Raw genomic sequence first — 26,145 nt, 5'->3', positions numbered from 1 at the left:
TTTTGCCGACAGGTGGATACGAAACATCGCCCGGCAGCATACTGGGAGCGAATAGTGGCTACAGAAGGACGGACCAATGACGATCTCCGCAGACCACACTGCACAGCACGCGGCCGCTGAAAAGCCGGCGACCGGCGCAACAGTGGCGGACCAGGCAGCCCCGGCGGACCAGCCGGACGGGCAGGCATCCGTGCCGGAAGACGCCGCGAGCGAGGCAGTGCGCAAGTTCGGCATCACGGTCGAGGACTACATGCTGCCCGCACGGCACCAGATCCAGATGGTGGGGCCGGACGGCGCCTTGAATCCGCACACCGAGCAGGGCACCCAGCCCGGCCACGAGTACAGCGTCCCCGGCGATGTCGAACTGATGGCCGCCTACGAGCAGCTCGTCGTCGGACGCCGCGTCAATGACCAGAACTCCGCCCTCGTCCGCCAGGGCCGGATGGCCGTCTACCCGTCCAGCCACGGCCAGGAAGCCTGCCAGGTCGCCGCTGCCCTCTGCCTGTCCGACGGCGACTGGATGTTCCCGACGTACCGCGACTCCGTGGCCGTGATGGCGCGTGGCGTGGATCCCGTCCAGACGATGACGCTCTTCCGCGGAGACTGGCACGGCGGCTACGACCCCGCCAAGCACAAGGTCGGCATCCAGTGCACGCCGCTGACCACCCAGCTGCTGCACGGCGTCGGCGTTGCCCATGCCGCCAAGCTTCGCGGCGAAGACACCGTGGTCCTGGCGATGTGCGGGGACGGTGCCACGAGCGAGGGCGACTTCCACGAGGCGCTGAACTTCGCCGCCGTGTTCCACCTGCCGGTGGTCTTCTTCGTCCAGAACAACCAGTACGCGATCTCCGTTCCGCTGGCGCAACAGTCCGTCGCGCCGTCGCTGGCCCACAAGGCCGTGGGCTACGGCATGGCCGGGGAACGCGTGGACGGCAACGACATCGTGGCCCTGCTGGCCGTGCTGGGACGTGCCGTCAAGCTCGCCCGCGAAGGCTCCGGGCCCCTGCTGGTGGAGGCCCACACATACCGGATGCAGGCCCACACCAACGCTGACGACGCCACCCGCTACCGCCAGGACAGCGAAGTTGCGCAGTGGGTGGCCAAGGATCCGCTGAGCCGGATGAAGACCTATCTGACGGACCGCGGACTGCTCGACGACGACCGCGCCGCCATGATCGCCGAAAAGGCCGAAGCCGTCGCCACACAGCTCCGCGAGGGCCTCGGCGAAGAAGTCCCGGTTGAACCGCTGGACCTCTTCAAATACGTCTTCTCCACGCCCACGCCGCAGTTGAAAGAACAGTCCGCCATGCTCGCCGACGAGCTCTCCCGGGAAGAGGCCGCGAAATGAGCCCCACCATCACCACTTCCTCCGAGGCGAACGGCAACGTCAGTGCGGCCACCGCCCGCGCCGCCGCCAAGGCAGCTGACGCCGCTGAACAGGCCGCGGCAAAGGCCGGTCCGCAGACCATCACCCTGGCCAAGGCCCTCAACGCGGCCATGGCCGACGCCATGCACGCGGACCCTTCGGTCCTGGTGTTCGGCGAGGACGTCGGCATGCTCGGCGGAGTCTTCCGGATCACGGACGGGCTCACCAAGACCTTCGGGACGAGCCGCTGCTTCGACACCCCGCTGGCCGAATCCGGAATCGTCGGCATGGCCGTGGGTATGGCCATGAACGGCATGCGCCCGGTCATCGAGATGCAGTTCGACGCGTTCGCCTACCCCGCCTTCGAACAGATCGTCAGCCACGTCGCGAAGATGCACAACCGCACCAAGGGCGCCGTGAAGCTGCCCATGGTCATCCGTGTTCCCTACGCCGGCGGCATCGGGGGAGTGGAGCACCACTGCGACTCCTCCGAGGCCTACTACGCCCACACCGCCGGGTTGAAGGTCTTCACTCCGGCCACCGTTGCCGACGGCTACCGGATGCTCCGCGAGGCCATCGACTCCGACGACCCGGTCATGTTCATGGAACCGAAAAAGCTCTACTGGTCCAAGGACCAGGTGGACCTGGACGCGCTGCGGGCCGAGCACGCGGCGAACATCGAACGCGGGACCTCCTCCGAAGGCCGCGCCGCCGTCGCCCGGCCGGGAACCGACGCCACGCTGATAGCCTACGGTCCCTCGGTCCCGACGGCACTCGCCGCCGCCGCGGCGGCCGCCGAGGAAGGACGCTCCCTTGAAGTGATCGACGTCCGCTCGATCGTGCCCTTCGACGACGAGACCGTCTGCGCTTCGGTCCGCAAGACCGGCCGCGCCGTCGTCATTGCCGAGGCGCACGGTTTCGCCTCCGTGGCCTCCGAGATCGTCGCCCGGGTCCAGGAACGCTGTTTCCACCACCTGGCCGCGCCGATCCGCCGCGTCACGGGCTTCGATGTGCCGTTCCCGGCGCCGAAACTCGAGCACTACTACCTGCCCGGCGTGGACCGCATCCTCGACGCCGTTGACGACCTCCAGTGGGAAGACTGACCATGAGCGAACCGAAAGTATTCCTTCTGCCGGACCTCGGCGAAGGACTCACCGAAGCCGAACTCGTCAACTGGCTCGTGGCCGTGGGCGACGAAATCCGCGTGGACCAGCCGATCGCCGAGGTCGAGACCGCCAAGTCCATGGTCGAAGTCCCCTCGCCGTACGCCGGCACCGTCGCCGTGCTGCACGGCGAGCCCGGGCAGACGCTCGACGTCGGCAAGCCGCTGATCTCCGTGATGCCGGTTGGCTCAGTTGGTGGGGCCAAGACGTCTGCTTCCTCGCCGGCCGCTGTTGCTGCCGAGGCTTACCGCGAGGAGGAGAAGGCCGGGTCCGGGAATGTCCTGATCGGATATGGGACTCCGGGCGGGCACGGGGTTGCCCGGCGGACGCGGTCTCCTAAGCGGGCCGCCGGTACTTCGGTCGTCGAACCGGTTGCTGAGTCTGCCAGTGGCGTATCTGCTGCCGAGAAGGCTGCCGATGACCTGGTGCTGCTGCGGACGCGGGTGCCGGGGAAGCTCGGGGCGGTTATTTCCCCGCTGGTTCGCAGGATGGCGCGCGATCATGGAGTTGATTTGGGGGAACTCCAGGGATCGGGGGCAAGCGGGCTCATCATGCGGCGTGATGTCGAGGCCGTCATCAAGCCGGCGCCGGTGGTGGCGCGCCCGGCCGTGGTGCCGGCTGCTCCGGCCCCGGCGTCCGACACGGACGCGCGCACCGGGCTGGGCATTTCCGGACGCACGGCGGTCCGCGGTGTGCGGAAAGCCGTTGCGGCGAACATGTCGCGCAGCCGTTCGGAGATCCCGGAAGCCACGGTCTGGGTGGATGTGGACGCCACAGCGCTCGTGGAGATGCGGGCCGTGCTGAAGAAGGCTGACCCGCACAACACGCCCGGGCTGCTTGCTTACATCGCCCGTTTTGTCACGGCCGGGCTGAAGAAATTCCCGGAACTGAACACCCGGATCGTGACCACCGAGGACGCCGCGGGCGGCACGATGCAGGAGATTGTGGCCTTCGACGGCGTCAACCTCGGCTTCGCGGCCCAGACGGACCGCGGACTGATGGTGCCCTCGGTGCGGAACGCGGACAAACTCAGCGCCCGTGAACTGGACGCCGAGATCCGCCGGCTCACCGCCGTCGTGCGCGAGGGCAAAGCGACCCCGGCGGAGCTCGGCAGCGGCACCTTCACGCTGAACAACTACGGTGTGTTCGGGGTAGACGGTTCCGCCGCGATCATCAACCACCCCGAGGCCGGAATCCTGGGCGTTGGGCGGATCATCGACAAGCCCTGGGTGGTCAACGGCGAACTCGCGGTCCGCAAGGTCACCGAGTTGACCCTGACCTTCGACCACCGCGTGTGCGACGGCGGAACGGCGGGCGGCTTCCTGCGCTACGTTGCCGACGCCATCGAGAACCCCGGGTCGGTGCTCGCGGACATGTGAGGCGGCCGCGGCCCGTGGTCAGGAAGGAAGACGGCGGGCCGCCCAAGACGCCGGTATGAGCAGCAGCCACAGGAACGGTGTGTTGGAGGTGAGGACAAAGGCCGCCGGAATCGCAGGAAGACCAGCGCCCCGGCCAGCCGGATGTTGAACACCTTCCCGTGACCGTCCGCGGCCCCTTCCCGCTCCAGCAGGCCTGCGTGCTTGGAGTACCCCCAGATGGCCGCCATGGTCAGGTAGACCGCGGCGATGTTGGCGGCGTACAGGACACTTGGCCAGGGCGTGGGGTCATCCCCGTACTCGCTGAGCACGGACGTCGGGCCGGGCAGCATGGCGATGAAGAACAAAAGGGCCAGATTCAGCCGGCCCAGTGTCACATTGAAACCTCGGATCCTGGTGAAGTCGGAACGGTGCGACATCCAGGTCCTGGCGATGATGAGGAACGACAACGCATACGCGAGCAGTTGCGGCAGCGCCGCGACAAGGGCATCGTCCAGCCCCTCCGCCGGAATTCCCGCAGGCAGCTTCAAGTCCAGGGCCAGGAGCGTCAGCGCGATCGCAAAGACGGCATCGCTGAAGAACACCATCCGCTCCAGAGACGTGCCGGATTCCATCAGAAGCCACCTCCGATCGTTCGGTGGAGCACGCGGCGGAACAACTGAAGTAGCCATAGGCTACACGGCGGCGCTGCCCCGGGCGATGGCTTCCCGCAGGGCACCCGAAGACGGCCGTGCCTCCGGGACTTGTCAGCCCGGCATGCGTACAATCGAGGGCAGTACATTGCACCAAACGGCGCCGGAACAGTGTCGGAATACGGAGATTTAATGTCACGATGGCTCGAGGTTGGCCCGGACAACTACGTCCTGACAACCCAAGGTTCCCTGCTCAACACCGGCCTCGTTGTCGGCACCGAACGCGCCATGGTGATCGACACCGGCGGCGGCCCACGGCAGGGACGCGAAATCCTCGACGCCGTGCGGACCAAGACCAGACTGCCGCTCGTCGTCGTCAACACCCACGCGCACTACGACCACTTCTTCGGCAACGCCGTCTTCGCCGACGACGGCGTCACGGAATTCTGGGCCCACGAGAACTGCGCCGCGGAGATCGAAGAGAATGGGGACCTCCAGCGCCGCGCCGTCACGGCCTATGAGCCGGAAATGGCCGCCGGCGCCGGCAGCAACGTCGAACTGGTGGTTCCGAACGCGATCGTCAAAGACCAGCCCGTCCTGGTGGACCTCGGCGGCCAGACCGCCACGCTGTTCTACCTGGGGGCCGGCCACACCGACGGGGACCTGCTCGTCGGGACAGCCACGACGCTATACGCCGGGGACCTCGTGGAACAGGGCTCACACCCGTCGTTTGAGGACTCGTACCCCGAAGAATGGGCGAACGCCCTCCGGCACCTGTCCGCGCTGCGTCACCGCTATGAATTCCTGATTCCCGGACACGGTGCACCGTGCAGCGACCAATTCGTCAAGACCATGGCCAACACGATGAGCACCGCCGTGCGGCAGGCCATCCAGGCCACCAGGGAAACCCCCGACGACGCCACCAAGGCCATCCCGATCCTCCCGTACGGCCCTGAGCAGGCACGATGGTTCATCAAACGACTGCAGGAGACGCGGGCGCACCACTAGGGCAAATTTTTTCCCGCGATGATAAGGGTGCTCACGACTGCGCCTAGACTTGCCCTTTGAACGACGTCCAACAAGCGCCGCAGCGTGCCCCGCTGTGAGTCCTGGGAGAAATCAAAGATGCCCGAATCGGTGGAAGACAATTCAGCTGCCACTACTGACAACTCAGGGCAGCCTGAAATCCGCCGTCGGCGAGACTTGCGTCGCGCCGACGGTGAAGAAGCTGCCCGGACAGGAACCATGCCGGTCGTCAATCCCCGCACCAGCCCCGCCGAAGCCACCGACCGCGCCGTCCCCAAACGCCGCACCTCGTGGGCCGAGGCGGCCGAAGCAGCCGATGAACGCAATTCCGAGCCCGACACCGGCCCGGCTCCGGTGATCAGCAAGGTCCCCGCGGCTCCGGGAGTTCCCGCCGGAGCTCCGCCGTCCCCGGAGGCCACGGAACCTCCGGACTCCGAGACCGGCGCCGCCACCTCCCGGCGATCGGCCTTGCCGGCCGCCCCGGAGACTGCGCCCAGCGTCCCCGCCCAGCCGCCCCGTTCCACCCGCACCGCCAGCCGGGCAGCGGCCCTCTCCGCGGCCCCTGTTCCGGACTTCATCAGTTCGCCGGGCCTGTTCGTCCGCGAGCAGAAGCCGAAGCCGGTAGGCGGCTTCCGCGGCGCCCTGTACAAGATGACCGGCGGTGGCCTCAATCTCGGCCCGAGCGCACGTCAACGCGAAGAAGACGAGTTGGCCCGGCGCATCTCCCGCCAGCTCCAGGGCAGCTACAACACGGCCGTCCTGAGCCTCAAGGGCGGCATCGGCAAGACGTCGACGACCGTCGGCGTCGGCCTGACCTTGGCAGAATTCCGCGGCGACCCGCCCTGCGCGATCGACGCGAACCCGGACTCCGGTGACCTCGTGGAGCGCGCCCTCGGCGAAGGCATCTATCAGCAGCAGAGCCCCCGCACCATCACGGACCTGCTCAAGAACGTCGAATCCGTCGATTCCCTTACCGCCCTGGCCCGGTACATGCACCACGCCGGCCGGCTGCACCTGATCGCCGGCGAGCAGGACCCCGAGGTCTCGGACTCGCTCACGGCCGAGGAGTACCTGCGGATCCGCAAACTCATCTCCGGCTACTACTCGGTGGCCCTCACCGACTGCGGCACCGGCGTCACCCACAACGCCATGAGCGGCATCCTGCAGTCCGCGGACAACCTGATCATCGCCGCCGGTTACGCCGTCAGCGGTGCCAAGCGGGCCCGCAGCACCCTGCACTGGCTGGCCAGCCACGGGTACGAGGAACTCGCGCGCAACGCCGTCGTCGTCATCACGGACAAGGACGAAGTGTCCTCCCGGGTGGACAAGGACGCGATCGAGGACCACCTGTCCGGGATCTGCCGGCAGCTCATCGCCGTCCCGCACGACCGCGGAGTGGCCGACGGCGACCTTGTCACCCTGGATGTGCTCCGCCCGGAAACCCGGCGCGCCTACCGGGAAATCGCCGCCGCGATCGTGGACGGTTACGTATAGGCCGTGCCGTTGGCGGCGCGGCTGAATCAAGTTGTGCCGCGCCGGGACGCGACTTACATTTAGGCATGACCAACAACAGCGCCGGGGACGAAGCCGCCATCCAGCTCCAGGACCTCCTCCTGGGCACGGAAAACGTGGAAGACTTCCTCGACCAGCTGGCCGTCTTCGCAGCAGGGGCGCTCACCCGGCTGGTCGGTGCCGAAGTCGAGTGCGGCGTGACGCTGCAGCGCCGGAGACGGACCATGACGGTGGCGGGCAGCAGCCCCCGGGCGGTCATCCTCGACCGCATCGAACAAAGCCTCGGCGACGGCCCCTGCATCGAGGCGCTCCGGACCAAGTCCGTGGTGCTGCTGGCCGACGTGGACACCGACCCGCGCTGGCCCGGCTACCAGCTGCAGCTCGCCGCGCAGGGCTGCCGCAGCACCCTCGGCGTCCCGCTCGAAATCGGTGCGGACTCGGCTGCCGCCTTGAACTTCTTCGGCTCCGACACGGGACTGTTCACCGATGAAGTCATCAAGGAGGCCGCGGGCTTCGCCGACCTCGCGGGCCGCTCGCTCCGGCTGGCCGTCCGGATCGGAACCGCTCAGTCCCGCGCCGAAGACCTGCAGGCCGCGATGGAGCACCGCACGTCGATCGACCTGGCCTGCGGCGTCGTCATGGCCCAGAACCGCTGCTCGCAGGAGCAGGCCATGACCATCCTGACCAGGGTCTCCAGCAACCGGAACCAGAAGCTCCGGGACGTGGCCGCGGATATCCTGGCGAATATCACCGCAGGGGACGTCCGGACGCACTTCGAAGCGTAAGCGCGCGGCGGCCCTAGGATGAAGGGGATGACCACCACACGCACCGCACCCTTCAGCCTCCGCAGCATCGCCGTTCCCGCCTTCGGCCCGGCCCTGCTGTTCAGCGTCGGTGAGGGGGCGATCCTGCCGGTCGTGGCGTTGTCCGCCCGGGATCTCGGCGCCTCGGTGGCCGTGGCCGCCCTGGTTGTCACGCTGATCGGGCTCGGATCCTGGTTTTTCAATCTCCCGGCCTCGCTCATCACCCTGAAGTTCGGCGAGCGGTGGGCGATCGTGGGGGCCGCCGCTGCGAGCGCCGTCGCGCTGGCCGGCGCTGCCGTGTCCACAATGGTGCCGGGCGGGCTGTGGCTCCTCGCCGCGGCGATGCTCGTCATTGGAATGGCCGCCAGCGTCTTCAGCCTGGCCCGGCAGAAGTACCTGACCGAGGCGGTGCCCGTCATCCTGCGGGCGCGGGCACTGTCCACCCTCGGCGGCGTCAACCGGATCGGCATTTTCATCGGCCCGTTCATAGGTGCCGCGGTGATGCAGTTCGCCGGCATCAGCGGCGCCTACTGGGTCGGTGTCGTGGCCATGGCGGCCGCGGCGGCCCTGTCCGTCGCCATTCCCGACCTCGTGGCCGCGCACGCGCCGGCCGACGGCGGACCGGTGGAGCAGGCGACGATGCGCAGCGTCGCCAGGTCCCACTCCGGGGTGTTCCTCAGCGTCGGCATGGGCGTGCTGCTCCTCAGTGCCCTGCGGGCCTCCCGCCAGGTGGTGATCCCGCTCTGGGCCGATCACCTGGGGATGGACGCCACCCACGCCTCCTTGATCTACGGGCTGTCCGGGGCCATCGACATGCTCGTCTTCTACCCGGCCGGCAAACTGATGGACCGGAAGGGGCGGCAGTGGGTGGCGGTGCCGTCCACACTGATCATGGGAACCGCCATGCTGCTGATCCCGCTCAGTGCCGGGTTCGGGGGGCTGCTGCTCGCGGCTCTCCTGATCGGCTTCGGCAACGGCATCAGCTCAGGCCTGAACATGACGCTGGGGGCCGACTTCTCGCCGGACAACGGCCGCGGCCAGTTCCTCGGCATCTGGCGCTTCATGGCCGACGCCGGCGCCACCGGCGGGCCCGTGCTGCTCTCAGGGGTGACTGCAGTGGCCTCGCTCGGCGCCGGAGTGGCGGCCACCGGAGCGCTCGGCTTCGCCGCCGCCGTCGTTTTCGCCGTCACCATCCCCAGGCTCAAGCACCGCCGGAACTACTGACGGCCCGGCCGGCCGCTTGGCGAGCTGCTGCACCATGTACTCCGCGTCCCGTCCCCGCCGCCGATCAGGCCCGAAGTGAGGCGTACTGGAACGGCATGCCGAGGAAGTACAGCCCGGGCATCCCGGGACGGTGCCCCGCTGCGTTTCCGGCCAGCCCGACGGCGGCAGCTCCAGTCCGTCGATCCAGCCGGCCGCGGGGCGGTAGCCCGTGGCCCAGACAACAGTCCGGACATTGGCGGTGGTGCCGCCGTCCAGCGCCGGCAGGCCGTCCAGGGTTCCGGTCATGCGCGGCGCCCGGACCACCCCGGCGCGGTCGAGGTCCCTCGAGGAGATCCGGATCAGGGGCGCTCCACGTTTGTGGAAATTCGCTGCGACCTTGCGCCCTACGGGGGTGCGCACCGCGAAGCCGCCTGCCGCCACAGTCACCCGGCCCACGCGTGTGCCGGTCCGCACGGGCAGCTGGAAAGCGCGCCGCGTAGCTGTCCAGGTACGCGGCAAACTCCTCTTTGGCCGGGAACGTATTGCGGGCCGCCGGAAAGGGCAGGCCGGGGAGGCCGTCATGCTGAGCCGTGGTGAAGAGCCGCAGTGAATCCCAGCGGTGGCGCCAGACGTCGCCTACCCGGTCTGCACTGTCCAGAATCTCGAACCGCAGCCCCCTGGCCGCGAGGTGGTAGCCCGCGGCCAGACCGGCCTGGCCTGCGCCGATCACCACTGCATCAAGCTGCTGATTGACCACCGAAGGCTACGTCCGGACCACCATCGACGGAATCGCCGCCGAGAGCGGCGTCGCCGTGCAGACCGTCTACAACTCGGTGGGCAACAAGTCGGCACTGCTTTCGGCCGTCCTGGACAGCGCTGCCGCGGGCGGTGCGCAGCCGGGCGTCCTCGAGTTCATGCGGGAGCGCACCCGGAAGGCGCCGGATTTCGAGTCCCTCGTCGGCGTCCTGGCGGACTGGTTTGCCGAGGTGTACCCGCGCGCGGCGGGGATCGTGGCTGTCATCGGCCAGGCCGCGGCAGTGGAAGAGTCCGCGGCGCAGCTGGAGAAGGACCGCGGGCAGCGGCGGCTCCGGCGCTACGAGGAGGCTGCCGCGGAAACACGGGCACGCGGCGGACTGAGCTCCGGAATATCCGACGCCGAAGCTGCCGCCGCCATCTGGTCCCTGGGCCATCCCCAGGTCTACCGGGCGCTCGTGCAGGACGCGGGCTGGCCTTTGCCGGCGTACAGGGAATGGCTCGCCAAAGCCCTGGCCGCAGCTTTGGCCTGACGCCTACGCATCGTGCCGGGTGCCGCTAACAAGTAACGGCTACTCGGGTGCAAACTAAGTGGGCTTAGTACGGTCGGGCCTGTGCACCGGCGCATCCAAGCCGGTCCTACGTGGGGCGGCACGAGTGCCGCTGTCAGGGTTCGCCCGTGACTATATGCCGCGCATGGTCTCCGCCCGGATGGGTGATGCGTTTCGACGTAATACATCTAGGAGATTTCCATGTTCGGTAAATCCTTGTGCTGTTTGCGGCTCCCCCCGCTGGTGCAGCTGTCACCCGGCCACCAGAGCTGTCGAACCCGGAAGCCGTTGTCATTCCTGCCGACCTGGCATGCGGCTACGACCTTCGCCTCTCCGGCGCCAATGGCAAGATCACCCAAATCAAGTTCAAGAACGGCAACTTCTTCAACGTCGGCAAGGGAGTCATCCTCACCTATACCAATTTGAGCAACGGGAAGACCTACACGGTAAACACTGCCGGATCCGTGTCCAAGTACACCCAGAACCCAGACGGAAAAACCTGGACCTTCAGCGCCACAGGCCACAATGGGTTTGTCTACTTCCCCTTGGATAGTCCTGAAGGGGGCGGGGCATACCAGTACACCGGACGACTGGTGCTCACCATTGACTCGCCAAAGACCCTGAACGTGCTCTCGGTGGACGCCAGCGCGGGCAAGGTCGTGGACGTGTGCGCACGGCTCAGGTAGCACCGCAGAATCTGGGAAGGCCCGGGCGCACTGCGGCTCCCGGGCCTTCATCTGCCCCGCTACAGTTCCTGAGCGGTCAGCGCCGTGGCGCGCCCCGCCGTCGTGCGGCATGGCCGAAAAGCCACACACCAGCAACCGTCGCGAGGTACCCGGAGATCACGATCAGCGAGCTCCCGGCCCAGAAATAATTGGTGGTGCTGACTTCCTGCCCCGGGCCGGGCGCGATCTTCAGGAGCGAGTAGCCGGCCAGTAAGGCCCAAGCGAGTCCGGCCAGCACCGGAAGCCCGAGCCAGAGCCGCGCGGCCGCCCAGTGCTCCCCGTAGCCGGGCCAGACATTCCATCGCGGTCCGGTCCGCAGGATCAGCCAGCCGGCCGGGAGCATGAACACGGCCACCACGAGGAACGCTGCCACGACGTCGGCGGGCCGGTGCCACTGGTTGATCAGCGTGGACAGGCCAGTGGCGACGGCGAAGGTGCCGCCCAGGAAGCCGGCCAGCGGCCGCCAGCGCGGCGAGACCACCAGGAACACGGCGGCTGCGGCGGAGGCCGCCAGTGTGGTGTGGCCTGAGGGCAGGGAGTTCAGCTCCAGAGTCTCGATCCCGCGGTACGGCCGGACGGGCACGAGGTCCTTGAGGATCTGGGTGGCCACGTTGGCCCCCACGCAGGCCGCCACCGCGATCCCGGCCGCGGCCCAGCGCCGCCGCAGGATCGTGATAAAGAGGGTTACGACGGTGGCGATCAGCACGGACAGGGCCGGCAGCCAGTCCAGGAGCTTGTTGGCGGCCTTGCCCGCGGTGCCATGGATTTCGACGGCCTCCACCAGGGCCGATTCGTCGATGAACTGCCCCGTGGTGGTCCGGACAAAGAAAAAGTAGGTTGCGGCCAGTGCCGCCATACAGGCGAGCGTGGCCAACAGGAAAAGCGGCCCGGTACCCTTGCCGGGACGCGCAGGCACGGGCTCCGGCAGGGTCCGGGCAGGATCCGTCAGCGGCTGGGGGTACCCCGCAGCCGGGCGGCTGCTCGGGTGTTCTTGGCGAAAACTCATCCGTATCAGGGTCCCATAGAACACTGCACGCCGCCTGTGGGCAGGCTGTGCCAATCCGGCCTCCGGGCGGGCACTTCACGGCAATGTGTCCGCCCGATTCTGCCGTGACCTGCCGTCTCGCACGCGGGTAGTCTGTGGCCATGGACACCGTGGCGAATCATCCGGACCCTGCCTTCCCCCGCTTCCACGCCCGGCCTGCGAAGGGCTGGATCAACGATCCGAACGGACTGAGCTTCGTCGAGGGCCGCTATCACGTGTTCTTCCAGTACAACCCGGACTCCGCACGGCACCACGGCATCTGCTGGGGACACCTGAGCTCGCCGGACCTGGTCCGCTGGCGGGAAGAGCCGGTGGCGCTCCGGCCGCGGCCCGGTGGTCCGGACGCGCTCGGCTGCTGGAGCGGGGTGGTGACCGACGACGGCGGCGTCCCCACCGCCGCCTATTCCGGCATCGACTCGGCGGGCGGCCACTCCCGCGTCGTCCTGGCAAGTGGATCCGGGGACCTGGCCACGTGGAGGCAGGGCGGGGAGGTGGCGGCCGGGGTGCCCCCGGACCCGCGGATCAGGGCGGTCCGGGGTCCGTTCATCTTCCGCTTCCAGGGCCGGCGCTTCGCCCTCCAGGGCGCCGGACTGGCCTCGGGACAGGCGGCCGTCCTGCTCTACAGCGTGGACGATCTCCGCAATTGGAAGTACGAGGGGATCTGGTTCAGCGCCGATGATCCGCTGGCCGCACAACACCTGCCCGCGGAGATCTGGGAATGCCCGCAACTGGTCCGCGTCGCGGACTCCTCCGGAGCAGAAACCTGGCTGCTGATGGCCTCGCTGGGGCTGTTTGCGGACCACCGCGAGCACCCCAACGGCGTCGGCTATCTCCTCGGTGCCCTGGTCCCGGGGATCGCCGGCCTGCCCGTCTTTGTGCCGGAAACCGGCGGGAAGGCCGATTCCGGCCCCGATTTCTATGCGCCGCAGATCCTGCCGCTGCCGGAGCGGACCCTGCTCTGGGGCTGGTCGCCGGAATCGACGGGCAGCCGGGACCGGCCCGGCCGCACCCCGGATGAGACCGACGCCGCCGGATGGGCCGGTGTCCTGACCTTTCCGCGGCAGCTCTCCGTACACGGCGGCGCCCTGGCCGTCGAACCGGCAGCGGAACTCCGGGCCTTCCGCGGCCCGCAACGTCACGCCGGTGCCGCCGGGACCCTGGGCCTGCCGGCGCACGCCGAGGCCCACATGACCGGGGGCGAGGGGCGCGTCCGGCTCCTGTTGGGTTCGGAGGGCCGGCAGCGGACGGTCTTCAGCGACACCGTGGCCGGCGGCGACGAGCTCCGGATTTTCATCGACGCCTCGATTGTGGAGGCCTACCACCACGGTTCCGTGCCCACCACCGTGCGCGCCTACCCGGCAGCCGGCGAGGTGTGGCAGCTTGAGCTGCCGCACGGGGCGTCGGCGGATGTCTGGGAACTCCGGCACGCCGGCCGGGCGTAGCACCCCTGCCGGCATGGCGGGCTGCCGGTGCGGGCCGCCGGTAGAGTGGCAAAATGACCAGCAACCCCGCCCCGCGCTCCCCGGATCTCCCCTTGAGTCCCACACGCACCGGTGCCGGGCAGCTCCCGGAGCTGGACGAGCTCCTGGCCGGCGCCCATGTGGTGAGCCTGCCGATGCGGGTGAAGTTCCGCGGCATCCTGCAGCGCGAGGCCCTGCTCCTGCGCGGGCCGCTGGGCTGGGGCGAATTCTGCCCCTTCCCCGAATACGGTGATGCGGAAGCGTCCCGCTGGCTCGCCTCCGCCATCGAGGCCGGCTGGCAGGGATTCCCGGAGCCGCTGCGGAGCAGCATCCCGGTCAACGCCACGGTCCCCGCGGTCACGGCCGACGCGGTGCCGGGCATCCTGGCCCGGTTCGGCCGGGTGGATGCCGTCAAGGTCAAGGTCGCCGAGCCCGGCCAGAGCCTGGCCGAAGACGTGGCCCGCGTCGCCGCGGTCCGGGAATCGTTGCCGGAGGCCGCCATCCGGGTGGACGCGAACGGCGGCTGGGACATCCCCGCGGCGGTTGAGGCGCTGACCCGGCTCTCCGCCGTCGGGCTGGAGTATGCGGAACAGCCGGTGCCCGACATCGCCGGCCTGGCTGAAGTTCGGCGCCGGCTGCGGACGGCCGGAATCCCGCTCCTCATCGCCGCGGACGAGAGCGTCCGGAAGGAAGAGGACCCGCTCAAGGTGGCACGGGCCGGCGCCGCGGACCTGATCGTGGTGAAGGTGGCGCCGCTCGGGGGAGTGCGCCGCGCCCTGGACATAGTGGCGCAGGCCGGGCTCCCCGCCGTCGTCAGTTCGGCGCTGGACACGTCGGTGGGAATCCGCGCGGGACTGGCGCTCGCGGCAGCCCTGCCGGAACTGCCGTACGCCTGCGGGCTCGGGACCGTGTCCTTGCTGGCCGCCGATGTCACCCGGGACCCGCTGGTGCCCGACGACGGCGCCATCCGGCTCCGTGACGTCGCCGCGGCGCCGGAGCTGCTGGCGGAGTACGCCGGAGCGCCGGAGCGCCGGGACTGGTGGCTGGAACGGCTGGGCCGGGTCCACGCCGTCCTGGCATCGAAACGCCCCTGAGGAGTGCCTTCAACGATCCGCCGGCCGGTGCGCCGGAACATCGCACGTTCACCGGGCCTTCATCTGGGAGACGTCTCTCGGTAGCTCGTGGCTGGCAGGGTGGCCGGGACCGCATCTCACTCCCATGGAAGGTCTCTCCGTGTCTGTCACGTCCGGGCGCAAGCCCACCCTGCTCCCCATGCTCGGCCTCACCAAAGGCAAACGCAGCGCCGTCACGTGCGCGCTGAAGTGCGATAACGCCTGCTCGGGCGAGGTCTGCAACACCAGCTCCAACGGCTACTTCCGTGACATCGCCTCTGCCACGATGTCCCGCCGCGCCGCCCTGGGCTTCGGCGCCGCCGGTGCGCTCGCCGTCGCCCTCGGCGGTTCCGTAGGAACAGCACAACCCGCTGCGGCCGACGGCGGACCGGGACTCGCGGCCGCCGCCAGGAACGGCTTCCGCCGGTCCAAGCTCGCCTTCACGGCCATCGCACCGGTGGACGCCGCCGTCGACGCCTTCACCGTGCCGCAGGGCTTCGGCTGGCAACCGGTCATCCGCTGGGGTGACCCGATCTTCCGCGACGCCCCGGACTTCGACCTCAACAACCAGACGGCCGCGGCGCAGGCACGGCAGTTCGGCTACAACAACGACTACACGGACATCCTCGAAGTTCCCGGCAGCAAAGGCCGCCGCGCCGTGCTCTTCGCCAACCATGAATACACCAACGAGGCAATCATGTTCCCGGCCGCGATGCCCGCCGCCGAGGTCCGCGCCGTCGCCGCCGCCGCGCACGGACTCTCCGTCGTGGAGCTGGAACGCGGGAACAAGAACAAGCCCTGGAGCTACGTCCAGGGAGCCAGGCTCAACCGCCGCTACCTCAACGACACCGCCTACGAACTGACGGGCCCCGTTGCCGGCTCCGCCCTGGTCCGGACCGCAGCCGACCCCACCGGGCGCAGCATCCGCGGAACGCTGGGGAACTGCTCCGGCGGCACCACCCCCTGGGGCACAGTCCTCTCCGGCGAGGAGAACTTCAACGGCTACTTCGTCACGCCCGGGACGTCCGCCGCGGAGAAGCGCTACGGACTCACCAACAAGCCCACCGCGCGGCAGTGGGAACTCGATGACCCGCGCTTCAACACCAACAACCCCGGGTACCAGAACGAGGCCAACCGGTTCGGCTGGATCGTGGAAGTGGACCCCTTCGATCCCACCTCCACGCCTCGCAAGCACTCCGCGCTCGGCCGCTTCAAGCACGAAGGTGCCAACGTGATCGTCGCAAAGTCCGGCCATGTGGTGGCCTACATGGGCGACGACGAGCGCTTCGACTACCTGTACAAGTTCGTCTCGGCCGGGCAGTACCGTGAGGGTGACCGGGCGAACAACATGACCCTGCTGTCCGAAGGTGACCTCTACGTCGCCAGGTTCACCGGCAGCTCATCGCCGGCCGAGATCGACGGGAAGGGGACCGTCCCCTCGGATGGGTCCTTCGACGGCACCGGCGAATGGCTGCCCCTCGTCGTCGGCGGGACATCGAAGGTGCCCGGCATGTCCGTCGAAGAGGTGCTCGTCTACACCCGGCTGGCTGCGGACAAGGTAGGACCCACCAAGATGGACCGCTGCGAGGATGTTGAGCCGAGCCTGCACACCGGCAAGGTCTACGTCGCCTGCACCAACAACTCGGACCGCGGCAACACCGGCAAGGAGGGCGCCACGGAGGTCAACCCGCGCAACGCCAACCGCGACGGCCACATCGTCGAAATCACCGAGGCCGGCGACCAGACCTCCACCCGGTTCAACTGGAACCTGCTGATGGTGTGCGGTGATCCCGCGCAGGGGGCCTTCACCTACTTCTCCGGCTTCCCCGCGGACCAGGTCTCACCCATCTCCTGCCCGGACAACCTGGCGTTCGACTCGGTCGGCAACCTCTGGATCTCCACCGACGGCGCCCCGTCGGGCATCGGCAAGGCCGACGGGCTGTTCAAGGTCACCCTGGACGGTGCCGAGCGCGGCCGGGTGGAGCAGTTCCTCGCCGTACCGCGCGACGCCGAAACCTGCGGACCCATCGTCCACGACGAGGAACGCACGGTGTTCGTCTCCGTGCAGCACCCTGGGGAGGACGGTTCCTTCGACGCGCAGCTGTCCTTCTTCCCGGACTACGTGGCGGCCGGCACGGCGCCGAAACGGGGCCAGGTGCGCGCCCCGCGGCCGTCCGTGGTGCAGGTGTTCCGCACCGGCGCCTAGCCGGACCCGGTCCGCCCGCCCCTCGTCCGGCGTCGGTCCGCCGGCCCTCCGCCCCTCCGCCCCCGCCTCCGCCTGGCCGCCGGAAGGCGGGGGGAAGTCGGAGGCGGGCTGAACTGATAATTTGAACAGTGTGAATAATCCGGCCGAAATGGTTGTCCCCAGAGTCCAGGCAGCGATTGCCAGCGCGTTCGGCGGAGAGTACCGCGGAACAGATCCGGTGATCCGGCCCTCCCAGTTTGCGGACATCCAGATCAACGCCGCGATGGCCCTGGCCAAGAAAGTCGGCATGCCGCCGCGGGACGCCGCCGCGAAGATCGTCGGGGCCCTGGACCTGGACGGCATCTGCACCACGGTCGAGATCTCCGGGCCGGGCTTCATCAACCTCACCTTTGACGGCACCTGGATCGAGGAGCTGCTCAACGACGAGGCATCCACGGCCACCGGCGCCTCCGCGGCGGCCCCTGCCGGCGAGCCCGCGGCCGGCGCCCCGCGCCCGGCGCAGCGCGTCGTCGTCGACTATTCCTCCCCGAACGTCGCGAAGGAAATGCACGTCGGGCACCTGCGCACCACCGTCGTCGGCGACAGCCTAGTCAAGGTGCTCGAGGCGCTGGGGGACACCGTCATCCGGCAGAACCACATCGGCGACTGGGGCACGCCGTTCGGCATGCTGATCGAGCACTGGCTCGAGATCGGCGAGGACTCCCCGGAGGCTGCGCTGCTGGTCGATGATCCCAGTGCCTTCTACCGGGCGGCCCGGACGAAATTCGACGACTCCGCCACGGACGAGGACGGCTTCGCCACCCGGGCCCGGCTCCGCGTGGTGGCGCTGCAGGGCGGGGACCAGGAGACGTTTGCCGTCTGGCAGCGGCTCGTGGCCCAGTCAAAGCGCTACTTCAACGCCATCTACTCCGTGCTCGGCATCAGCCTGACCGATGACCACATCGCCGGCGAAAGCTCCTACGACGCGCATCTGGCACAGCTGTGCCAGGAGCTGGAGGAGGCCGGCATCGCGCGGGTCAGCGACGGCGCCCTCTGCACGTTCCCCGCCGGCTTCACGGGCCGCGACGGACTGCCGCTGCCGCTCATCATCCGTAAGTCCGACGGCGGCTACGGCTACGGCACCACCGATCTGGCCACCATCCGGTACCGGGTCCGGGAGCTCGAGGCCGACCGTATCCTCTACGTCGTGGGCGCCCCGCAGAACGTCCACCTGCGCATGGTCATGGCCACGGCGCGGGACGCCGGCTGGCTGCCGGACACCGTCGAGGCGGTGCACGTGCAGATAGGCAACGTGCTGGGGGAGGACGGTAAGATCCTGAAGTCCCGCTCCGGTGCCCCGGTCAAGCTCATGGCCCTCCTGGAGGAGGCCGTGGACCGCGCCCGCGCCGTGATCGACGCCAGCCGGCCCGAGCTCACCGACGCCGAGCGTGCCCTGACCGCCCGTCAGGTGGGGATCGGCGCAGTCAAATACGCGGACCTGTCGGTGGGGCACGACACCGAATACGTCTTCGACTTCGATCGTATGCTGGCCCTGAGCGGAAACACCGGACCCTACGTGCAGTACGCGGCCGCACGGATCCGCTCGATCCTGCGCAAGGCCGGAGTGCTGGAACGCCACCTCGAAACCGGCGCTGCGGGTACCGGCTCTGCCGGAACGTTCACCTCCGGGGGTTTGCCGGCGACGGCGATCGCCGTCGTCGAACCCGCCGAACGTGCGCTCGCCCTGCACCTCCTGGAGTACGGCGCCACGCTGGACAGGGTGGGTGAACTGCTCGAACCGCACCGGCTCTGCACGTACCTGTTCGAGCTCGCCCAGCTTTTCACCGCCTTCTACGACCAGTGCCCCGTGCTGAAGGCCGAGGAATCGGTCCGGGAATCCCGGCTCGCCCTGTGCGCCCTGGTGTTGCGCCGGCTCTCCGGCGGCCTGGAACTGCTGGGCATCGAGACGCCGGAGAACATGTGAGTCCGGCCGACGGGCTGAGCGCCCTCGACTCCGCACGCATTGCCGTCACGGCGCTCCTGCTGGCCGGGGTCCGCTGCGTGGTGGTGGCGCCCGGCTCGCGGTCGGCGCCGATGGCCTACGCCCTCGCCGAGGCCGACGCCGCCGGACGGGTGGAGCTGCTGGTCCGGATCGATGAACGCGATGCCGGTTTCACGGCCCTCGGCCTGGCCCTGGCGACCGGCGCGCCGGCCGCAGTGCTCACCACCTCCGGAACCGCGGTGGGGAACCTCCTGCCGGCGGTCATGGAGGCAAACCACGCCGCCGTGCCCCTCGTCGTCATTTCGGCCGACCGGCCTGAGGAACTCCACGGGACCGGCGCCAACCAGACCACGGCGCAACTGGACCTGTTCGGTGACCACGTCCGCTTCGCCGTCGATGTCCCGGCCGGCACTGACCCGCACCGCGCCGTGGAAACGGCTTTGAGCGCGGCCACCGGCGCCTTCGAGGACACCCCGCCTGGGCCGGTCCAGCTCAACCTGGCGTTCCGGGACCCCCTGGTCCCGGCACCGGGGGACCGGCTCCCCGCCGAATCCGGCCGCCGGGTGTACCGGACCGCCCGCGGGCCCCTGGTCCTGGACTTCCCGCCGGCCGATTCCGGCCTGCCGGAGCGACGCACCGTGGTGCTGGCCGGGCACGACGCCGGCCCGGTCGCGGAGGCCTTTGCCCGCGCCCACGGCCTGCCGCTGCTGGCCGAGCCGTCCTCCAACGCGCGGTTCGGGCCGAACGCGGTGGGGCCCTACCGCCTGCTGCTGGAGCACTTCGGGCCGGAGTCCCCGCAGCCGATCGAACGCGTGGTCTTGTTCGGCCGGCCCACGCTGTCCCGCCCGGTGAGTGCCCTGCTGGCCCGCGCCGGCGTCCCCTCGGCCCTGTACTCGCCGGTTCCCGTGGCCTGGTACGAGCCCGGGCGGCGCACCGAACTGCCGCTGGACAACCTGGCGGACCTGGCCGATTTCGCCGGCCGCGGCCCGGCGCCCTGGCTCGACGCCTGGCTGCTGGCCGGCGCCGCAGCCCAGCACGTCGTCGATTCCCAACTGGCCGTTTCCGCCGCGGCCACCGGGCCGTCCGTGGGCGCCCTGGTCTGGAACCACTCGCGCGGCCAGCTGGTGCTCGGCTCCTCCAACGGCATCCGCGACGTCGACCTCGCCGGCGGGGCCGCCCCGGAGCCACAGGCCACCGTGTTCGCGAACCGCGGCCTGTCCGGCATTGACGGCACCCTCGCCACGGCCACCGGCGTCGCGATCGGCGGACGGCAGGAAACCACCGTGCTGCTGGGCGACGTCACCTTCCTGCACGACGCCGGCGGGCTCCTCCTCGGCGCCGGGGAAGCCGAGCCCACACTGCGGATCGTGGTGCTGAACGACGCCGGCGGTGCCATCTTCGGGCTCCTGGAACACGGGGCCGTCGAATCCTCGGGCCGCTACGGGAACGCAGTCGAACGGCTGTTCGGCACCCCGCACAGCGTGGACCTTGCCTCGCTCGCGGCGGCGTACGGCGTCCCGCACCGCCTGGTCAGCACGACGGCGGAGCTCGCCACGGCCCTGGCGGAGCCTTGGGAGGGCCGCAGCATCATCGAGGTGCGCACGGACCGGCACGGACTCCGTGAGCTGCACACCCGCATCAGAGCGGCCGTGGGTGCGGCCGTGTCAGGAGTGCTCGCCGCCGAGTAGGGCCCGTGCCAGGCGACCCGCGCATCGACGTTCTCCACATCGCCCGGCCGCGGGAGGGCGCCACGGTGCCCGGGCTGGCATCTTCCGCCGGCCCGGCTGAAGGTGGTCCGCCGCGACGGGCTGCTGGTCACCGGAAGAGTGCGGACGGTTCTTGATCTGGCCGCTTTCACGCCGTTTGCCGAGGCTGTGGTTCCCAATACGAAATCCGCGATCCGGCCGGGCTTGTCGGCTACGCGGAATGCTACTGGGACGGCGCACGGCTGGCCGGCGAGTTCGACGGCGTCGAGAAGTACCTGAAATCGGAATATCTGCAGGGCAGAACCTCGTCACAGGCCGTCGTGGACGAAAAGCTCAGGGAAGACCGGATCCGGGCGGCGGGGATCAAGGTGGTCCGCTGGGTCTGGGCCGACCTGATGGCTGCCGGGCAGCTGGACCGGAAGCTGGCAGCGGCCGGTGTGCCCCGGCGTCGTGACCGATCCGCGCGGTGGCCGTAATACCGGCGACGCGCAAAGTGCCCCTCGACGCAAAAATGCCCTGGCGCTACCGGAATTCCAGTAGCGCCACGGCATTTGCGCGTCGCCAGGCGTTTCGGGCGGCGCGGACAGCTATTCCGCGATATCGATGTGTGTCGGGTCGAGGACGCGCCGGAGGAATTCCTTGGTGCGCGCCTGGGTGGGGGCGCTGATGACCCGCTCGGCCACGCCTTCCTCCACCACGACGCCGCCGTCCATGAACACCACACGGTCGGCTACTTCGCGGGCGAAGCCCATCTCGTGGGTCACCACCAGCATGGTCATGCCTTCCCGGGCCAGGTTCCGCATGACGGAAAGCACGTCGCCCACGGTCTCCGGGTCCAGGGCCGAGGTCGGCTCGTCGAACAGCATGAGCTCGGGGTCCATGCTCAGGGCGCGGGCGATCGCCACACGCTGCTGCTGGCCACCGGAGAGCTGGTCCGGAAAACGGTCGGCCAGGTGCCCCAGCCCGACGCGCTCCAGGTTCTTCATGGCCACCGCTGCGGCATCGGACTGGCTGCGCTTGAGGACCTTGGTCTGCGCGATGGTGCAGTTCTGCAGGGCACTCAGGTGCGGGAACAGGTTGAACTGCTGGAACACCATCCCCACCTTGCGGCGCATCTTGTCGATGTCCACATCGAGGTCCGTGGCTTCGAAACCGCCCACGTGGATGGTTCCCTCGTTGGGCTGCTCCAGCAGGTTGACGCAGCGCAGCAGGGTGGACTTGCCCGAGCCCGACGGGCCGATCAGGCAGACAACCTCGCCGGGTTTCACATCGAGGCTGATGCCTTTGAGTACTTCGTTGGTGCCGTAGGACTTGCGGAGGTCCGTGATGGACACGCCTGCAGCCTTCACACCGCCACCAGTGGGCCGGGAGTTTTGTACGACGTCGTTCATGACTGTCCTGCCTATCGCTTCGTCCGCGCTGAGCGGCTTTCGAACTTCCGGGCCAAGAGGCTCAGCGGGATGGTGATCACCAGGTAGAAGGCACCGGCCACGAGGAGCGGCGTGAGGCCTGCACCCAGGCTGGAGATGCCGTCGCGGCCGAACTTAGTGAGCTCGTACTGCGAGGCGGTCAGGCCCAGCACGTAGATGAGTGAGGAGTCCTTGGTCAGCAGGATGACCTCGTTGGTCAGCGGCGGCAGCACGATCCGGAAGGCCTGCGGGATGACGATGGAGACCATGGCCCGCCACTGCGGCATGCCGAGCGACCGGGCGGCCTCCAGCTGTCCCTTGGGCACAGCCTGCAAGCCGGCGCGCAGCGTTTCCGCAATGTAGGCCGCAGCCACCATGCCCAGCGAGATCATCACCACGACGGTCACATTCCACTGCACACCAAACGCGAGCGGAACGCCGTAGCCGAAGGCGATGAACACGAGCAGCGCCGGGATGCCGCGGAAGAACTCGATGTACCCGGTGGCGATCCAGCGGTAGAGCGGGAAGGTGGAGAGCTTCATGAGGGCCAGAAGCAACCCGCCGGACAGGCCCACGATAAAGCCCAGGGCCGTGTAGATCAGGGTGTTCTTGAGGCCCACAAGGAAGATGTCCGGGAACATGGGGCCGATTTTGGCGAAGTTGAAGACGCTGGTGCCGATGGTCTTCCAGTCCGTGGCCAGGATCAGCGCGGCCAGCGCCACCACAAAGATTCCGGCCTGGACGTACAGGCTGACTCTGGCTCGTTGGCGTGCGGTCATTGCCATGGTGTTCTCACATTCGTTTTGCGCAGGTGAGGCCCCGTACGGACTGTTCTACAGCGGTACGGGGCCTCGACTGCGTAGGTCTCAGGCCAGGTGCTGGCTACTTGGTGGCTTCGCCGAACCAGGTGGTCTCGTACTTCTTCAGGGAGCCGTCGTCGGTCAGGCGCTTGAGCGTGGAGTTGACCTGGCCAGCCATGGCGGTGCTGCCCTTTTTGATGGAGATGCCCAGCTTCTCGCCCGTGGCGTAGTTCTCGACGCGCTTGTACTTGGGGTCGTCCTTGATGGCGTAGCCAAGGACGGACTGGTTGCCCAGTGCGGCGTCGATGGTGCCGGCCTGGAGGGCCTGGACCAGAAGCCCTGTGTCCTCGAACTGCTGCGCGTCGAGGCCCTTCTCGGTGGCGTACTTGGCGCCGGTGGTGGCCTGCTGCACGCCAACCTTCTTGCCCTTGGCGCCGTCGATGTTCTTGATGCCGGACGCTTCAGTGGCCACGAGGGTCAGGTCGTCGTCCAGGTACGGGGTGGAGAAGTCCATGACGGCCTTGCGGGTGTCCGTGATGGAGATGGAGGAGATGGAGACGTCACAGCCGGTGAGGGCCGTACCGGTCTCGATGGCCTCGAAGGAGCTGTCCACAACGCTGAGTTCGGCCTTCAGGTCCTTGGCCACCTCGGCTGCGATGTCCATGTCGAAGCCGACGATCTTGCCGTCCTTCTGGAATTCGAACGGCTCATAGGGCACGTCCGAGCAAACGGTCAGCTTGCCGGCGTTGATGAGCTGGACGCCAGCCGCGGAGGAGGCCGCGGGAGTGGAACTGCCGCCACAGGCCGTGAGGGTGAGGGTGCCGACGGCGAGGATTGCGGCTGCCTTGGCGGCCAACTTTGCCGAGGCGAGGGGCTTGAGCTGCATGGTTTCTTCCCTTTTGTTGCAGGTTATTGCAGGAGCGGGCGTGACTTATTCGGCTTATAGTGTATCGCCGAATACGAGATGTGCATCACAGAAAACTTAGTTTCACCATTGGATAACTATTGATGACATTAGTGCAAGCCGCATCGGCCGCACAGTGTCTCCTATCCCGGACTCTAGCTGCTGATGCCGAGCGATTCGAGCATCGGCCGGAACTTGGCCCAGGTCTCCGCGAGCTCGGCCTCGGGCGCCGAGCCCTCCACAACGCCGCAGCCGGCGTAGAGCCGGACGGTCTTGGGGGATTCGATCACCGCGCCGCGCAGGGCGATGCCCCATTCGCCGTTGCCGGCCGCGTCGAGCCAGCCGACCGGGCCGGCGTAGGGGCCGCGGTCCAGGTGCTCCAGCTGGCGGATCAGGGTACCGGCCACCGTGGTCGGTGTGCCGCACACGGCAGCCGTCGGATGCAGCGCGTTGATCAGGGCCAGGCACGTGGGGACGTGGCCCTCCACCTCGGTCAGCTCGGCCTTCACGTCCGAGGCCAGGTGCCACACGTTCGGCAGTTCGAGGATGAAGGGCTCGCTGTGCGCGTTCATCGCCTCGGAGAACGGTGCCAGCTGGGTGGTGAGGGACTGGATCGCGATGTCGTGTTCGTGGCGCTGCTTCTCGGAGCCGGCCAGGACCCGTTCGGCGAATTCCAGCGGCGAGCCGGCCATGCCGTCGGCATCGCGGCGGTCCAGGGTCCCGGCCAGGACGCGGGCCTGCGCCGTGCGGCCCTCCACCTGGATCAGCATCTCGGGCGTGGAACCGACCAGTCCGTCGACGCCGTAGGTCCAGCACTCGCGGTAGCGGACGGCCAGCTGCCGCAGGATCTCCGCGGCGTTCACGCCATCCGGGACCGTGGCCACGATGTCGCGGGCCAGCACGAGCTTTTCCAGCGCACCGGTGCGGATCTCCGCCACGCCCGCAGCCACGGCGGCCATCCAGTCCGCCTCGCTCAGGGACCCGGTGGCCAGGGTTGCCTCCCGGGCCGGGGCCCCGGAGCCGGAAGTGCCGGCGGGGAGCTCGACGTCGGACCCGGCGGCCGGGGCGCCGCCGGGCGCGTCCAGCCAGCGCACCAGTGCGGCGCGCGCGCCGGCTTCGGTGAGTTCGACGTCGTCGAACGTCAGGTGGGTGAGCCAGGCCTTGCCGTCCCGCAGGCCGACGACTATTTCGGGAACGATCAGCCGGGATTCGTGGGCCGACACCTTGGAGAAGGCGAAGGAGCCGAACGCGACAGGGCCGGTGCCGGGCCACTCCATGGCGTCCGCGATGTCCGCCTCGAGGACCAGGTGGCGCCACCAGATGTCCGCTTCCAGGAAGCGCTCGGGGCCGGTGGCGGTAAACCTGGCGATTTCGCCGAAGCCCACGAGACCGGCTTCGCGGCGGGTCCAGCAGAGGACATCGTCCCGGACCAGAAACGACGGCAGCCCCCCGGGGAATGATTCTGCATCGAGGGGCAGTGTCAGTGTTCTAATAATTCTGGTACGGAACGCGCTCGTCATGATGAGATAACAGTACTCCCGCCGCACCAGCGGCCCGGTTCAGCCGCTGTTCAGGACGTGGTTCGTGGGTGCGCCGAACATTTGAGACAATGACATGGTGAACCGAGCATCCTTGGATAAGCGTCCGGACGAAGTAGCCACGATGTTTGACGACGTCGCACCGAAATACGACGTCGTCAACGATGTCCTGTCCATGGGACAGACGCGCCGCTGGCGCAAGGTTGTGGTCGAAGCCATGGACGTGTTGCCTGGCCAGCGCGTGCTTGATCTCGCCGCCGGCACCGGAACCTCCAGCGAACCGTACGCCGACGCCGGCATCGACGTGATCGCCTGCGATTTCTCCCTCGGCATGCTCAAGGTCGGCAAGCGCCGCCGCCCCGACATCGATTTCGTCGCCGGCGACGCCACCCGCCTTCCCTTCGCGGACAACACCTTCGACGCCAGCACCATCTCCTTCGGGCTGCGCAACGTCAACGAGCCGAAGAAGGCCCTGGCCGAGATGCTGCGGGTCACCAAGCCCGGCGGCAAGCTGGTCATCGCCGAGTTCTCCCAGCCCGTGGTGCCGCTGTGGCGGACCATGTACACCGAATACCTCATGCGGGCGCTGCCCGCCATCGCCGTCAAGGTCTCCTCCAACCCGGACGCCTACGTCTACCTCGCCGAGTCCATCCGCGCCTGGCCGGACCAGGACCACCTGGCCGCCTGGCTGCAGGAAGCCGGCTGGGAGAGCGTCACGTACCGGAACCTCAGCGGCGGCATCGTGGCGGTGCACCGGGCGCAGAAGCCTGCCGGCCCCGCAACTGACCCCGCCGCGGGCGCGACTGCGCTGGCCGCCAACACGGGCCCCGTCGCCAAACTGCGCCGCAACATCAACCGGACCACGCGTTAGCTT

General features: G+C 68.7%; 23 protein-coding genes. 16 read left to right on the top strand and 7 right to left on the bottom strand.

Features of this window, described 5'->3' with window-relative positions:
* Window positions 1–76 precede the first annotated feature (76 nt).
* Genes ABIB51_RS04285 through ABIB51_RS04275 form a run of 3 tightly spaced genes read left to right on the top strand, consistent with a single transcriptional unit; the run spans window position 77 to window position 3,908 of the window.
* Window positions 77–1,348 (top strand): thiamine pyrophosphate-dependent dehydrogenase E1 component subunit alpha, encoded by a 1,272-nt coding sequence (locus ABIB51_RS04285; protein ID WP_354185809.1) that lies wholly within the window; start codon window positions 77–79, stop codon window positions 1,346–1,348.
* Window positions 1,345–2,469 (top strand): alpha-ketoacid dehydrogenase subunit beta, encoded by a 1,125-nt coding sequence (locus ABIB51_RS04280; RefSeq protein ID WP_354185807.1) that lies wholly within the window; start codon window positions 1,345–1,347, stop codon window positions 2,467–2,469. Before ABIB51_RS04285 ends, ABIB51_RS04280 begins: the two co-directional genes overlap by 4 nt.
* Before the next feature lie 2 nt (window positions 2,470–2,471).
* Window positions 2,472–3,908, top strand: coding sequence for a dihydrolipoamide acetyltransferase family protein (locus tag ABIB51_RS04275; RefSeq protein WP_354185805.1), 1,437 nt, complete (start codon window positions 2,472–2,474; stop codon window positions 3,906–3,908).
* Here ABIB51_RS04275 and ABIB51_RS04270 read toward each other — a convergent pair.
* Entirely contained in the window at window positions 3,857–4,519 is a 663-nt protein-coding gene (locus ABIB51_RS04270) for a TMEM175 family protein (RefSeq protein ID WP_354185803.1), read from the bottom strand. The genes ABIB51_RS04275 and ABIB51_RS04270 overlap by 52 nt on opposite strands.
* 210 nt (window positions 4,520–4,729) lie before the next feature.
* On the opposite strand from ABIB51_RS04270, the gene ABIB51_RS04265 reads away from it, so the two are divergent.
* The 4 genes from ABIB51_RS04265 to ABIB51_RS04250 all read left to right on the top strand — a co-directional run bounded on the left by ABIB51_RS04265 (window position 4,730) and on the right by ABIB51_RS04250 (window position 9,102).
* Window positions 4,730–5,545: an MBL fold metallo-hydrolase gene (locus tag ABIB51_RS04265; RefSeq protein ID WP_354185801.1), complete on the top strand. Its 816-nt coding sequence runs from the start codon at window positions 4,730–4,732 to the stop codon at window positions 5,543–5,545.
* 237 nt (window positions 5,546–5,782) lie between these two features.
* Window positions 5,783–7,057 carry a MinD/ParA family ATP-binding protein gene (locus tag ABIB51_RS04260; protein WP_502916068.1) on the top strand — a complete coding sequence of 425 codons (1,275 nt, stop codon included), beginning with the start codon at window positions 5,783–5,785 and terminating at the stop codon, window positions 7,055–7,057.
* A gap of 65 nt (window positions 7,058–7,122) precedes the next feature.
* A complete protein-coding gene (locus tag ABIB51_RS04255; RefSeq protein WP_354185797.1) occupies window positions 7,123–7,860 on the top strand; it encodes a GAF and ANTAR domain-containing protein in 738 nt (245 codons plus the stop codon).
* Window positions 7,861–7,887: 27 nt separating this feature from the next.
* A complete protein-coding gene (locus ABIB51_RS04250) occupies window positions 7,888–9,102 on the top strand; it encodes an MFS transporter (RefSeq protein WP_354185795.1) in 1,215 nt (404 codons plus the stop codon).
* Between the two features lie 64 nt (window positions 9,103–9,166).
* On the opposite strand, the gene ABIB51_RS04245 is transcribed toward ABIB51_RS04250, so the two are convergent.
* Window positions 9,167–9,811 (bottom strand): NAD(P)-binding protein, encoded by a 645-nt coding sequence (locus ABIB51_RS04245; protein WP_354186186.1) that lies wholly within the window; start codon window positions 9,809–9,811, stop codon window positions 9,167–9,169.
* A 19-nt stretch (window positions 9,812–9,830) separates the two neighbouring features.
* Between ABIB51_RS04245 and ABIB51_RS04240 the strand changes: the two genes are divergently transcribed.
* Window positions 9,831–10,367, top strand: a complete 537-nt coding sequence (locus ABIB51_RS04240; RefSeq protein WP_354185794.1) for a TetR/AcrR family transcriptional regulator — start codon at window positions 9,831–9,833, stop codon at window positions 10,365–10,367.
* Between the two features lie 236 nt (window positions 10,368–10,603).
* Window positions 10,604–11,071, top strand: a complete 468-nt coding sequence (locus tag ABIB51_RS04235; protein ID WP_354185792.1) for a hypothetical protein — start codon at window positions 10,604–10,606, stop codon at window positions 11,069–11,071.
* A gap of 76 nt (window positions 11,072–11,147) precedes the next feature.
* Here ABIB51_RS04235 and ABIB51_RS04230 read toward each other — a convergent pair whose 3' ends face one another.
* Window positions 11,148–12,116, bottom strand: a complete 969-nt coding sequence (locus ABIB51_RS04230; protein WP_354185790.1) for a phosphatase PAP2 family protein — start codon at window positions 12,114–12,116, stop codon at window positions 11,148–11,150.
* A 140-nt stretch (window positions 12,117–12,256) separates the two neighbouring features.
* Here ABIB51_RS04230 and ABIB51_RS04225 point away from each other — a divergent pair, with 140 nt between their 5' ends.
* The 6 genes from ABIB51_RS04225 (at window position 12,257) to ABIB51_RS04200 (ending at window position 21,096) form a co-directional block, all read left to right on the top strand.
* A complete protein-coding gene (locus tag ABIB51_RS04225) occupies window positions 12,257–13,597 on the top strand; it encodes a glycoside hydrolase family 32 protein (protein ID WP_354185788.1) in 1,341 nt (446 codons plus the stop codon).
* A gap of 53 nt (window positions 13,598–13,650) precedes the next feature.
* Window positions 13,651–14,709, top strand: a complete 1,059-nt coding sequence (locus ABIB51_RS04220; RefSeq protein WP_354185786.1) for an o-succinylbenzoate synthase — start codon at window positions 13,651–13,653, stop codon at window positions 14,707–14,709.
* Window positions 14,710–14,848: 139 nt separating this feature from the next.
* The gene (locus ABIB51_RS04215) at window positions 14,849–16,933 is read left to right on the top strand and encodes a PhoX family protein (RefSeq protein WP_354185783.1); all 2,085 of its coding nucleotides are present in this window, start codon (window positions 14,849–14,851) and stop codon (window positions 16,931–16,933) included.
* A 148-nt stretch (window positions 16,934–17,081) separates the two neighbouring features.
* The gene (argS, locus tag ABIB51_RS04210; RefSeq protein WP_354185781.1) at window positions 17,082–18,896 is read left to right on the top strand and encodes an arginine--tRNA ligase; all 1,815 of its coding nucleotides are present in this window, start codon (window positions 17,082–17,084) and stop codon (window positions 18,894–18,896) included.
* Complete coding sequence (gene menD, locus ABIB51_RS04205; protein ID WP_354185779.1) at window positions 18,893–20,602, top strand: 2-succinyl-5-enolpyruvyl-6-hydroxy-3-cyclohexene-1-carboxylic-acid synthase; 1,710 nt, start codon at window positions 18,893–18,895, stop codon at window positions 20,600–20,602. Before argS ends, menD begins: the two co-directional genes overlap by 4 nt.
* Window positions 20,603–20,940: 338 nt before the next feature.
* Complete coding sequence (locus ABIB51_RS04200; RefSeq protein ID WP_354185777.1) at window positions 20,941–21,096, top strand: hypothetical protein; 156 nt, start codon at window positions 20,941–20,943, stop codon at window positions 21,094–21,096.
* 111 nt (window positions 21,097–21,207) lie between these two features.
* Here ABIB51_RS04200 and ABIB51_RS04195 read toward each other — a convergent pair whose 3' ends face one another.
* The 4 genes from ABIB51_RS04195 to ABIB51_RS04180 form a co-directional block, all read right to left on the bottom strand.
* Window positions 21,208–22,011, bottom strand: coding sequence for an amino acid ABC transporter ATP-binding protein (locus tag ABIB51_RS04195; protein ID WP_354185775.1), 804 nt, complete (start codon window positions 22,009–22,011; stop codon window positions 21,208–21,210).
* Between the two features lie 11 nt (window positions 22,012–22,022).
* Window positions 22,023–22,814, bottom strand: a complete 792-nt coding sequence (locus tag ABIB51_RS04190) for an amino acid ABC transporter permease (RefSeq protein WP_354185773.1) — start codon at window positions 22,812–22,814, stop codon at window positions 22,023–22,025.
* Window positions 22,815–22,911: 97 nt separating this feature from the next.
* Window positions 22,912–23,715, bottom strand: coding sequence for an ABC transporter substrate-binding protein (locus tag ABIB51_RS04185; RefSeq protein WP_354185771.1), 804 nt, complete (start codon window positions 23,713–23,715; stop codon window positions 22,912–22,914).
* A gap of 173 nt (window positions 23,716–23,888) precedes the next feature.
* Window positions 23,889–25,253, bottom strand: a complete 1,365-nt coding sequence (locus ABIB51_RS04180) for an isochorismate synthase (RefSeq protein ID WP_354185769.1) — start codon at window positions 25,251–25,253, stop codon at window positions 23,889–23,891.
* A gap of 97 nt (window positions 25,254–25,350) precedes the next feature.
* Between ABIB51_RS04180 and ABIB51_RS04175 the strand changes: the two genes are divergently transcribed.
* On the top strand, window positions 25,351–26,142 hold the full coding sequence (locus ABIB51_RS04175; protein WP_354186184.1) for a demethylmenaquinone methyltransferase: 792 nt from the start codon (window positions 25,351–25,353) through the stop codon (window positions 26,140–26,142).
* Window positions 26,143–26,145: the final 3 nt, after the last annotated feature.

The sequence above is a fragment of the Arthrobacter sp. UYCu712 genome, assembly GCF_040547005.1.
Classification (GTDB): Bacteria; Actinomycetota; Actinomycetes; order Actinomycetales; family Micrococcaceae; genus Arthrobacter.
The sequence above is the reverse complement of the archived record's forward strand: the minus strand, read 5'-3'. Positions and strand labels throughout refer to the sequence as shown.